The organism is Streptococcus sp. HF-1907, from assembly GCF_015594605.1.
Taxonomy (GTDB): Bacteria; Bacillota; Bacilli; order Lactobacillales; family Streptococcaceae; genus Streptococcus.
This window is the reverse complement of sequence record NZ_JADNQT010000017.1, coordinates 23,789-34,838: the sequence shown is the minus strand read 5'-3', so window position 1 is coordinate 34,838 and position 11,050 is coordinate 23,789. Positions and strand designations below refer to the sequence as shown.

General features: G+C 43.0%; 8 protein-coding genes, 3 tRNA genes and 2 pseudogenes. 11 read left to right on the top strand and 2 right to left on the bottom strand.

The window, feature by feature from the left end; translation table 11 throughout:
* Positions 1–72 (bottom strand): annotated as a pseudogene (locus tag IYQ92_RS08715) (transposase); the annotation flags it as partial.
* 100 nt (positions 73–172) lie between these two features.
* Positions 173–817 carry a glycerol-3-phosphate 1-O-acyltransferase PlsY gene (gene plsY / locus IYQ92_RS08710; protein WP_195676288.1) on the bottom strand — a complete coding sequence of 215 codons (645 nt, stop codon included), beginning with the start codon at positions 815–817 and terminating at the stop codon, positions 173–175.
* Between the two features lie 121 nt (positions 818–938).
* Between plsY and parE the strand changes: the two genes are divergently transcribed.
* The 11 genes and pseudogenes from parE to IYQ92_RS08655 all read left to right on the top strand — a co-directional run bounded on the left by parE (position 939) and on the right by IYQ92_RS08655 (position 10,975).
* On the top strand, positions 939–2,888 hold the full coding sequence (gene parE, locus IYQ92_RS08705; protein WP_195676287.1) for a DNA topoisomerase IV subunit B: 1,950 nt from the start codon (positions 939–941) through the stop codon (positions 2,886–2,888).
* Entirely contained in the window at positions 2,888–3,679 is a 792-nt protein-coding gene (locus tag IYQ92_RS08700) for a hypothetical protein (RefSeq protein ID WP_195676286.1), read from the top strand. Before parE ends, IYQ92_RS08700 begins: the two co-directional genes overlap by 1 nt.
* 87 nt (positions 3,680–3,766) lie before the next feature.
* Positions 3,767–4,600 carry an aminoglycoside 6-adenylyltransferase gene (locus IYQ92_RS08695; RefSeq protein ID WP_195676285.1) on the top strand — a complete coding sequence of 278 codons (834 nt, stop codon included), beginning with the start codon at positions 3,767–3,769 and terminating at the stop codon, positions 4,598–4,600.
* A complete protein-coding gene (locus IYQ92_RS08690; protein ID WP_195676284.1) occupies positions 4,581–5,315 on the top strand; it encodes a CPBP family intramembrane glutamic endopeptidase in 735 nt (244 codons plus the stop codon). Before IYQ92_RS08695 ends, IYQ92_RS08690 begins: the two co-directional genes overlap by 20 nt.
* Positions 5,316–5,367: 52 nt before the next feature.
* Entirely contained in the window at positions 5,368–7,827 is a 2,460-nt protein-coding gene (parC, locus tag IYQ92_RS08685) for a DNA topoisomerase IV subunit A (RefSeq protein ID WP_195676283.1), read from the top strand.
* A gap of 107 nt (positions 7,828–7,934) precedes the next feature.
* Positions 7,935–8,972: pseudogene (locus IYQ92_RS08680) on the top strand (branched-chain amino acid aminotransferase); the annotation flags it as partial.
* An 83-nt stretch (positions 8,973–9,055) separates the two neighbouring features.
* On the top strand, positions 9,056–9,286 hold the full coding sequence (locus IYQ92_RS08675) for a DUF2969 domain-containing protein (protein ID WP_195676281.1): 231 nt from the start codon (positions 9,056–9,058) through the stop codon (positions 9,284–9,286).
* A 59-nt stretch (positions 9,287–9,345) separates the two neighbouring features.
* Positions 9,346–9,426 (top strand) — tRNA-Tyr (locus IYQ92_RS08670).
* Positions 9,427–9,431: 5 nt separating this feature from the next.
* Positions 9,432–9,503, top strand: a tRNA-Gln gene (locus tag IYQ92_RS08665).
* A 123-nt stretch (positions 9,504–9,626) separates the two neighbouring features.
* Complete coding sequence (gene rpsA / locus IYQ92_RS08660; protein WP_195676280.1) at positions 9,627–10,829, top strand: 30S ribosomal protein S1; 1,203 nt, start codon at positions 9,627–9,629, stop codon at positions 10,827–10,829.
* Between the two features lie 74 nt (positions 10,830–10,903).
* Positions 10,904–10,975, top strand: a tRNA-Arg gene (locus IYQ92_RS08655).
* Positions 10,976–11,050 lie beyond the last annotated feature (75 nt).

The window sequence follows — 11,050 nt, the reverse complement described above, 5'->3', positions numbered from 1 at the left end:
AAGCTGTCTAAAGCTCTCTCCTTGCTTTCTCAATTCATATATTTGAACTTTATCTTCATAAGTTAATTTCATTATAAAACACCCCAAAAGTTAGATTTTTTCTGTCTAACTTTTGGGGTGCAGTTCATTCAAACCATCGACGTTTTTGTGTTGGTATCAATAAGTTGTAAGCTTAAGCTCTTTTAGGCTTTTGATGACTTAAATTCAAGCCAAAGGGAACGAGATTTTCAGTTTTAGACTGAATACGTTTCATATTATCACGGTGGCGAACGATGATAATGCTAGCAATTAGAATGATGAGAATGGTGAACAACCAGTCATAACTCTGCAATAGAAAATGGAAACTTGGGAAAATCAGCACGCTGAGGATACCGACGACTGAAACCGTAACGCTAGACAGAGAAATCATGCTGAATAAGTACAAAGTCACAAGGAAAACTACTATCAAGAATACCAGAAATGCTGGCGCGTAACCGAGCAATACTCCCGCGCTAGTTGCGACAGCTTTTCCTCCCTTGAACTGAGCAAAGATAGGAAGTGTGTGCCCGAGAATGGCAAAGAAGCCGATGAGAAGTGGCGAAACGGTTGTCACCCCCAATAAGCCAGGAAGCACCGTCGCTAAAGTCCCCTTTAAAATGTCAATCGTCAGCGTAACAATCCCAGCCTTGAATCCGAGAATCCGAAAGGTATTGGTCGTCCCAGTATTTCCACTCCCATGCTCGCGCAGGTTGGTGTGGTAGAAGTATTTTCCAATCCAGAGTCCCGTTGGAATGGAACCGAGAAGATAAGCAATTAAAATCAATACAAAAATTTTCATGTTTCTATTATAACATAATCGGCTCCCAGTCAAAAAATCTTTCGGGAAAAGTCCAAGAATATTTTGCAAAATTTCTCAAAAACTTGTAAGATAGAAAAGATGAATACATTGGAGGTCAATTTTGGCTAAAAAAGAAATTTCAATTAAAAACTACAGCGATGATGCCATTCAGGTTTTGGAGGGCTTGGAAGCTGTTCGTAAGCGTCCAGGAATGTATATTGGGTCAACCGACGGCACAGGGCTTCACCACTTGGTTTGGGAAATTGTCGACAACGCTGTCGATGAGGCTCTCTCAGGCTTCGGTGACCAAATCGATGTGACCCTAAACAAGGACGGTTCGGTGACGGTGGCTGACCACGGACGCGGGATGCCGACTGGGATGCACGCGACTGGCAAGCCGACAGTAGAAGTCATCTTCACCGTTCTCCACGCAGGCGGTAAATTCGGTCAGGGTGGCTACAAAACCTCAGGTGGTCTCCACGGGGTTGGGTCTTCCGTCGTCAACGCCCTCTCGACTTGGCTTGAGGTGGAAATCACTCGTGACGGCGCTAGCTATAAACAACGGTTTGAAAATGGTGGTTACCCTGCAACAGGCTTGATTAAGACTGGCAAGGCGCCAAAGAGTCAATCAGGCACCAAGGTTACCTTCATGCCAGACAGCACCATTTTCTCAACGGCGGAGTTTAAGTTTAACACCATAGCAGAGCGACTAAAAGAGTCAGCCTTTCTCTTGAAGAATGTCACCATGACTTTGACGGATTTGCGTGGAGATGAGGAAGTTTCTGAGAGTTTCCATTATGAAAATGGAGTACAGGACTTCGTTGCTTATTTGAACGAAGATAAGGAAACGCTAACGCCAATCATTTCTATCGAGGGGCAAGACCAAGGTTTCCAGTTGGAAGTGGCCATGCAATACAACGATGGTTTCTCAGACAACATCCTCTCCTTTGTTAACAACGTCCGCACCAAGGACGGTGGAACACATGAGACAGGTTTCAAATCAGCCATTACCAAATCCATGAACGACTACGCTAGAAAAACAGGTCTGCTCAAGGAAAAGGACAAAAATCTGGAAGGCTCTGACTACCGCGAGGGCTTGTCAGCCATCATTTCTCTTCTCGTTCCTGAAGAACACTTGCAGTTTGAAGGACAGACCAAGGACAAGCTTGGTTCACCGCTAGCCCGTCCTGTGGTTGACGGCATTGTATCTGAAAAGCTGACCTTCTTCCTCATGGAAAATGGAGACGTGGCTGCCAACCTCATTCGCAAGGCCATCAAGGCGCGTGATGCGCGTGAAGCTGCCCGCAAGGCGCGTGATGAAAGCCGCAATGGCAAGAAAAATAAAAAAGACAAAGGGCTGCTTTCAGGGAAATTAACTCCAGCCCAGTCTAAGAACCCCAAGAAAAATGAACTGTACCTAGTTGAAGGGGATTCTGCTGGAGGTTCTGCTAAGCAAGGCCGTGACCGCAAGTTCCAAGCCATTCTTCCTCTGCGTGGTAAGGTTCTCAACACTGCCAAGGCTAAAATGGCAGATATCATTAAGAACGAAGAAATCAACACCATGATTTACACCATCGGAGCTGGTGTCGGCGCTGACTTCAAGGTGGAGGAAGCCAACTACGACAAGATTATCATCATGACCGATGCCGATACCGACGGTGCTCACATTCAGACCCTGCTCCTGACCTTCTTCTATCGCTACATGCGCCCGCTGGTCGAGACTGGCCACGTCTACATTGCTCTGCCTCCATTGTACAAAATGTCCAAAGGTAAGGGCAAAAAAGAAGAGGTTGAATACGCTTGGACCGATGGGGAATTGGAAGAGCTCCGCAGGAAGTTCGGCAAGGGTGCTATGCTTCAGCGCTACAAAGGTCTGGGCGAGATGAACGCCGACCAACTCTGGGAAACCACCATGAACCCTAAAACCAGAACCCTCATCCGCGTCACCATCGAAGACCTAGCTCGCGCAGAACGCCGCGTCAACATCCTCATGGGCGACAAAGTCGAACCCCGCCGTAAGTGGATTGAGGACAATGTTAAGTTTACCTTGGAGGAGAGTACTGTTTTCTGATGGTTAGAAAAAATTATTTTGAAATCTTAGATGGTATGAATTTTAACCCGAGCACGGAATTTGATAATCTCCGTATTTTGTTATCGAATGGATTGTTAGAGGAACTAAATCATAAATTTCTTAATTATCAAAATCGTAGAACTTTTATAGATTTTGGTGAGTTCTTAGAGTTTTGCTTATCTCAAGCGGATAATGAATTAGAAAAACTTTTTATTTTTGCTGAGCTTTTAAATGATATGTTGTCGATTATAAACCCGAATCATCACTTTTTAAGGGATAATGTGTATGCTGTTAGAGAAAATATCAACAGAATTCTAGATTTATCGAATCATGAGTTTCTTACTTTAGAAAGTGGTCGTCAAATCATCGTTGAAAAGAACATTTACGCTTCTGAAGCTTCTCAGATTATCTCTGAAACTAGTATTCAAAATGCTATTAAGGTTCTTGAATATAACCACTTTGCCAATAAAGGGGATATTCAGCGTAAGAAAGAAATACTTATTACTTTAGCGAACTACCTTGAGCCATTGAGAAAAGAACTGAATAATTCTGAGGAATTAAAGGAGGTGTTCAAAGTTAATAATCAAAAGATTATTGCGTTTGAAAAGCTTTTTGAAATGTATAATAATTTTGGTCTAAGACACAATAATTCAAATCAATATCATCTTGATTTGACTGACGATGAACTGGAACAATGGTACGATGACATCTATACTTCGACTTTATTTGTTATTTTAAGCATGGATGAATCTAGAATTTTGTCGAAATTAAAAACTTTGAGAGAAGGATAGCTAAATCTTTTATAATTGATTAACTATTTTAACTTGAGAAATAGTGTGCTAATATACAGGAATATCAAATGAAAAACAGGTATTAACATGAGAAGTGAAACAGAAATGCTCGATGTAATTTTACAGACAGCCCAAACTTTACAAGTCGACGCTGTCGCCATGTCCGGTTCACGGACAAATTCAAAGTCTCCAAAAGACGAATTTCAAGACTATGATGTTGTTTATATCGTGGACAACTTAGATAATCTGACGAGTGACCTTGCTTGGTTGGACTCCTTTGGCAAACGTATCATTGAGCAACATAATGTTCTAGGCAACCGTCGTCTTTATCTTATGCTCTTTGAAGATGGCAATCGGATAGATTTGACTCTTTGTCCCAAAGACCACATTCAAGAGTGGGTGGATAGTGAAGCCGATTATACAGTTTTGAAAGATGAGAAAGGCTTGTTTGAGTCCTATACTACAAGTCCAGAGCGTTACTGGACAAGTCCAGCTAGTCAGACAGATTTTGAAAAAGCCGGCAATGAATTTTGGTGGGTTTCCGCCTATGTGGTCAAGGGAATCTGTCGCAAGCAACTTCTCTATGCCACTGACCATCTCTACGGTATTTGCCAACAAGAACTCTTGAAGGTTTTGGCTTGGCAGGTTGCAAGTGATAGGGGAACAGTCGATATCGGTAAGAACTATAAGTATCTTTTCCAGTATTTACCTACAGAGAAAGAGAAGGAAATCTCTGCTCTCCTTGATTTTTCAAGTGTAGAAAAACTTACTCAGTCATTGTTTGCTACGATGCAACTTTTTCACAGGGAAGCTCAAATCCTTGCTCAAAAGATGGGATTTGATTACGATAAGGAAGTGGCGGAGCAGATGATTGAGTATGCTAAGGAGAGACTCGAAACAAATGAAATATTTGCAAAATAATAAGATAACAAAATTTTTACTGATTAGTTTTCTCATTTCTTGGGGATTTGGTTGGGGATCGCTCGCTTTCCTGACGCAAATGAGCCTCTTAAGTCTAACAAGTCCTCTGGGAGTTTTTCTCCATCTGCTAGGAGGTTTCGGTCCAACCATTGCAGCCATTTCTTGTTTGCCTCAAAAATCAATTAAAAGCATAGTTTCTTTTATCTTAGGGGACTCAAAGAAATATATTTTCTTATTTCTTTTACTAATTTTCGTGCAGACGGGTGTTATTGCTTTCTCGTCTAAGGAGATTAATCCAGCTTTTCCACTAGGAAATTTATCTGTTATTTTTTTGAGTGCAGTCTGTGTTTATGGTGGAGAAGAAGAACTGGGATGGCGAGGCATCTTGCAACCAACTTTGGAAACTAGATTCTCCTTTTGGATTTCCAGTTTGATAACAGGTTGTATTTGGGCAGTATGGCATGTACCTTTATGGTTTGTGATTGGAAGTTCCCAAAGTAGGATGCCTTTTATATTATTCAGTCTATTTGCAATTTATCTCAGTATTCTCCTAGCTGCTGTTTTCAAAAAAACTAACTCGGTCTTCTTTTGCGCCATTTTTCATGGTCTAATGAATACCCTACTTAGCTTATTTGTTATTAAAATTAATCTTTTATTCATTCTAGGATTAGTAGGATTACTCTTCTTTTCTCACTACCTACAAAGAAACAGTTAAATTTATAAAATATAGATTTACTTTGCAACAAAACAATAAAAAGAGAATTATTATGTCTAATATTCAAAACATGTCCCTCGAGGACATCATGGGAGAGCGCTTTGGTCGCTACTCCAAATACATCATTCAGGAGCGTGCGCTTCCTGACATTCGCGACGGGCTTAAACCCGTTCAGCGCCGCATCCTTTATTCCATGAACAAGGACGGCAACACTTTTGAGAAGGGCTTCCGTAAGTCTGCTAAGTCTGTCGGTAACGTCATGGGTAACTTTCACCCCCATGGTGACAGCTCCATCTATGACGCCATGGTTCGCATGTCTCAGGATTGGAAAAACCGTGAAACCCTGATTGAGATGCACGGAAACAACGGTTCCATGGACGGTGACCCAGCCGCTGCCATGCGTTACACCGAGGCGCGTTTGTCTGAGATTGCTGGTTACATGCTGCAAGACATCGACAAAAACACCGTGCCTTGGGCTTGGAACTTTGACGACACCGAAAAAGAACCAACCGTTTTGCCAGCCGCCTTTCCAAACCTCTTGGTCAATGGGGCAACAGGGATTTCTGCAGGTTATGCGACTGACATTCCGCCCCACAATTTGGCGGAGGTTATCGACGCCGTCGTTTATATGATTGACCACCCCAAAGCTAAGCTAGACAAGCTCATGGAGTTTCTGCCTGGACCAGATTTCCCGACAGGAGCTATTATCCAAGGCAAGGATGAAATCCGCAAGGCTTACGAGACTGGTAAAGGTCGCGTCGTTGTCCGTTCCCGCACAGCTATTGAAGAGCTTCGCGGCGGCAAAAAACAAATCGTTGTCACCGAGATTCCTTACGAGGTCAATAAGGCGGTGCTGGTCAAGAAAATCGACGATGTTCGCGTCAATAACAAAGTTCCTGGTATTGCCGAAGTCCGCGACGAGTCTGACCGTGACGGTCTGCGCATCGCCATTGAACTCAAGAAAGACGCCGACGAACAGACCATTCTCAATTACCTCTTCAAGTACACCGACTTGCAGGTCAATTACAATTTCAACATGGTGGCTATCGATAATTATACGCCACGTCAGGTGGGCATCATTCCCATGCTGACCAGCTACATCGCCCACCGTCGCGAGATTATTGTGGCTCGCTCCAAGTTCGACAAGGAAAAGGCTGAGAAGCGCCTGCACATTGTCGAAGGCCTCATCCGCGTCCTCTCTATCCTAGACGAAGTCATCGCTCTTATCCGTGCGTCAGAAAATAAGGCTGACGCTAAGGAGAATTTAAAGGTTAGCTATGAGTTTACCGAGGAACAGGCCGAAGCTATCGTGACGCTGCAACTCTATCGTCTGACTAATACCGACATCGTGACCCTAGAGAATGAAGAAGCGGAGCTGCGTGACCGCATCACGACCCTCAAGGCCATCATCGGCGATGAACGCACTATGTACAACGTCATGAAGCGCGAACTCCGCGATGTTAAGAAAAAATTCGCCGATCCGCGCCGTTCAGAATTGCAAGACCAAGCTCAGACTATTGAGATTGACACCGCCAGCCTCATCGTTGAAGAGGATACCTTTGTCAGCGTGACCCGTGGCGGCTACATCAAACGCACCAGCCCACGTTCCTTCAATTCCTCAACGGTAGAAGAAGTCGGCAAGCGCGACGATGACGACCTTATCTTTATCCAGCAAGCCAAGACCACCCAGCACTTGCTGCTCTTCACCAATCTGGGCAATGTCATCTATCGTCCCGTCCATGAATTGGCCGACATCCGTTGGAAGGACATTGGTGAGCATTTGTCACAGAACCTAGTTAACTTTGCTTCCAACGAAGAAATTTTACGTGCTGAGTTGGTAGATGATTTTGGAACGCAGACTTATTTCGCGGTGACCAGACTCGGTCAAGTCAAACGCTTTGAGCGTAAGGAGTTCACTCCTTGGCGCACTTACAAATCAAAATCAACTAAGTATGCCAAACTCAAAAATGATGAGGATTACATTGTGACCGTGGCACCAATTCAGCTGGAAGATGTCATGCTGGTGACCTACCAAGGTTACGCTCTGCGATTTAACATCGATGAAGTCCCAGTTGTGGGAAGCAAGGCTGCTGGTGTCAAGGCCATGAACCTCAAAGATGGCGATACCATCGTGTCTGCCTTTATCGTCAACACCGCTAGCATGTATCTCTTGACCCAGCGTGGTAGCTTGAAGCGGATGGCAGTTGACCAGATTCCAGCGACCAGCCGTGCTAAGCGCGGTCTCCAAGTTCTGCGCGAACTCAAGACCAAACCTCACCGCGTCTTCCAAGCAGGCGCTGTTCAAATTGAGGGTGAAGCAGTGGACTTTGACCTCTTCGCTAGCATGGAAGAGCCTAGCGGCAATCGCCAAAGGCTAGAAATCATGTCAAAAACTGGAAAGACATATGCCGTCTATCTTGACCAACTCGGCCTCTCTGAGCGAACAAGTAACGGTTCCTTCGTTTCAGATACCATCTCAGACGAAGAAGTTTTCTCAGCCAAAATACTCTAATATACTGAAGTCTTCGGACTTCTTTTTAAGAAGAATTTTCAGAATTTTACAAAAAGACCTTGAAAAATTACGGAAAAAGCGTACAATAGAAAAAAACAAAGAAAGAGGAATTTACTATGACAGTCGATTTAAATTGGGAAAATTTAGGATTTGCCTACCGCAAACTACCATTCCGCTATATTTCATACTACAAAGATGGAAAATGGGACGACGGACAATTAACAGAAGATGCAACGCTTCACATTTCTGAAGCCTCACCAGCACTCCACTATGGACAAGAAGCCTTTGAAGGATTAAAAGCCTACCGCACTAAAGACGGATCTGTCCAACTCTTCCGTCCAAACATGAACGCTGAGCGTCTCCAACGCACCGCAGACCGTCTCTTGATGCCACAAGTGCCAACAGACAAATTCATTGATGCTGCAAAACAAGTCGTTCGCGCTAATGAAGAATACGTTCCACCATACGGCACAGGTGCTACACTCTACCTTCGTCCGTTGTTGATTGGGGTCGGGGACATCATCGGTGTTCACCCAGCGGATGAATATATCTTTACTATCTTTGCCATGCCAGTCGGCAACTACTTCAAAGGCGGTTTGGCACCAACTAACTTCCTCATTCAAGATGAATACGACCGTGCTGCGCCACATGGTACAGGTGCTGCCAAGGTTGGTGGTAACTACGCAGCCAGTCTCCTTCCAGGACAAGTTGCTCATGAGCGCAAATTCTCAGACGTTATTTATCTTGATCCAGCAACTCACACCAAGATTGAAGAAGTAGGTTCAGCTAACTTCTTTGGTATCACTAAGGATAATGAATTTATTACACCACTTAGCCCATCAATTCTGCCATCAATTACTAAGTATTCATTGCTTTATCTAGCTGAACATCGCTTTGGCATGAAAGCCATTCAGGGCGATGTCAAATTGGACGAATTGGATAAATTCGTTGAAGCAGGGGCCTGTGGAACAGCAGCCGTTATTTCACCAATCGGTGGTGTTCAACACGGAGATGATTTTCATGTCTTCTACAGTGAAACAGAGGTTGGTCCAGTCACACGTAAACTCTATGATGAATTGACTGGTATTCAATTCGGTGATATTGAAGCACCAGAAGGTTGGATTTATAAAGTCGACGAAGATTAAAAATTAAAGGCTTGCTCTTGCAAGCTTTTATTATTTTGTGTAAAATAAAAAGACGAAAGTAATTTAAGAGACGGAGAAATATCGTGAGCAAAAAAGATAAAAAAATTGAAATCCAATTAGCCGATGGTCAAGTTAAAGTCAATAATACAACAGTTGATGGCTATCAACTCGTTATCGGTAAACGCTTAGTTGGTGAAATTGTAGAACTTGATGGAAAATTTGCCGTTATCAAAGATGCTCAAGTTGATAGCTTTTTCAAAACGCTAGACAAAGCAATGGAAAATATCATTGAAAATTACAATCTAAACCACTAATTTTTATTAAATGACTTGCAAACTCACAAAGACTATGCTAAAATAGTCTTTGTTGTTATGGAAAGATAGCGAAGAGGCTAAACGCGGCGGACTGTAAATCCGCTCCTTCGGGTTCGGGGGTTCGAATCCCTCTCTTTCCATTCATTGGGGTATAGCCAAGCGGTAAGGCAAGGGACTTTGACTCCCTCATGCGTTGGTTCGAATCCAGCTACCCCAGTCAAAGGTATCAAGCTTAGCTTGACACCGTCAAAGAGATGTTTTTGTCCTTGCGGGTACCTTGAGAAAATATATTGTTATCAAAAGCTAGCATAAGCTAGCTTTTGTTGGAGGATTTTTTAGAATGAATGAATTTGAAGATTTGCTAAACAGTGTTAGCGAAGTGAACCCTGGTGATGTTGTCACTGCAGAAGTTTTGACAGTTGATAACGGTCAAGCAAACGTTGTTATCGAAGGAACTGGTGTTGAAGGTGTTTTGACACTTCGTGAATTGACTAACGACCGTGATGCTGACATTAACAATTTTGTTAAACCTGGTGACACTGTTGAAGTGCTTGTTCTTCGTCAAGTTGTAGGTAAAGATACTGATACAGTAACTTTCCTTGTGTCTAAAAAACGTTTGGAAGCTCGCAAAGCATGGGACAAACTCGTTGGTCGTGAAGGTGAAGTTGTTACTGTTAAAGGTACACGCGCTGTTAAAGGTGGACTTTCAGTTGAATTTGAAGGAATCCGTGGATTCATTCCAGCTTCAATGATTGACACTCGTTTCGTACGTAACACTGAAAAATTTGTTGGTCAAGAATTTGATGCTAAAATCAAAGAAGTTGATGCAGCAGAAAACCGTTTCATCCTTTCACGTCGTGAAGTTGTTGAAGAAGCAGCTGCAGAAGCTCGTAAAGAAGTCTTCTCTAAGATTGAAGTTGGTTCAGTTGTAACTGGTACAGTTGCTCGTTTGACAAGCTTCGGTGCTTTCATCGACCTTGGTGGTGTTGATGGACTTGTTCACGTTACTGAATTGTCACACGAACGCAACGTTTCACCAAAATCAGTTGTTTCAGTTGGTGAAGAAGTTGAAGTTAAAGTTCTTGCTATCGATGAAGAAGCAGGACGCGTATCATTGTCACTTAAAGCTACAACACCTGGACCATGGGATGGCGTAGAACAAAAACTTGCTGCAGGCGATGTTATCGAAGGAAAAGTTAAACGTTTGACTGACTTCGGTGCTTTTGTTGAAGTATTGCCTGGTATCGATGGACTTGTTCACATCTCACAAATTTCACACAAACGTGTTGAAAATCCAAAAGATGTTCTTTCAGTAGGTCAAGATGTAACTGTTAAAGTTCTTGAAGTTAATGCTGATGCAGAACGTGTATCACTTTCAATCAAAGCTCTTGAAGAACGTCCAGCACAAGCAGAAGGTGATAAAGAAGAAAAACGTCAATCGCGTCCACGTCGTCCACGTCGTCAAGAAAAACGTGATTACGAACTTCCAGAAACTCAAACTGGATTCTCTATGGCTGACTTGTTTGGTGATATCGAATTGTAATCTATGAAAAGAGGCTTGCGTTTGCAAGTCTTTTTTGTATTTTTAGTAAATTTATGGTATAATATAGTTCCTGTCCACCTTTAGTGTAATGGATATCACGTAAGATTCCGGTTCTTGAAATGGGGGTTCGATTCCCTCAAGGTGGATTTAATAGAGCTAAAAACCCCTGTATATCAAGGTCTTTTGTTGTAACTGAGTCAAATTCGCCTCAATTTTAGAAA

Excerpts from the sequence above, each read along its gene's own strand:
- plsY (WP_195676288.1), bottom strand. The coding sequence starts at position 817 with ATGAAAATTTTTGTATTGATTTTAATTGCTTATCTTCTCGGTTCCATT.
- rpsA (WP_195676280.1), top strand. The coding sequence starts at position 9,627 with ATGAATGAATTTGAAGATTTGCTAAACAGTGTTAGCGAAGTGAACCCT.
- IYQ92_RS08700 (WP_195676286.1), top strand. The coding sequence starts at position 2,888 with ATGGTTAGAAAAAATTATTTTGAAATCTTAGATGGTATGAATTTTAAC.
- IYQ92_RS08690 (WP_195676284.1), top strand. The coding sequence starts at position 4,581 with ATGAAATATTTGCAAAATAATAAGATAACAAAATTTTTACTGATTAGT.
- parC (WP_195676283.1), top strand. The coding sequence starts at position 5,368 with ATGTCTAATATTCAAAACATGTCCCTCGAGGACATCATGGGAGAGCGC.
- IYQ92_RS08695 (WP_195676285.1), top strand. The coding sequence starts at position 3,767 with ATGAGAAGTGAAACAGAAATGCTCGATGTAATTTTACAGACAGCCCAA.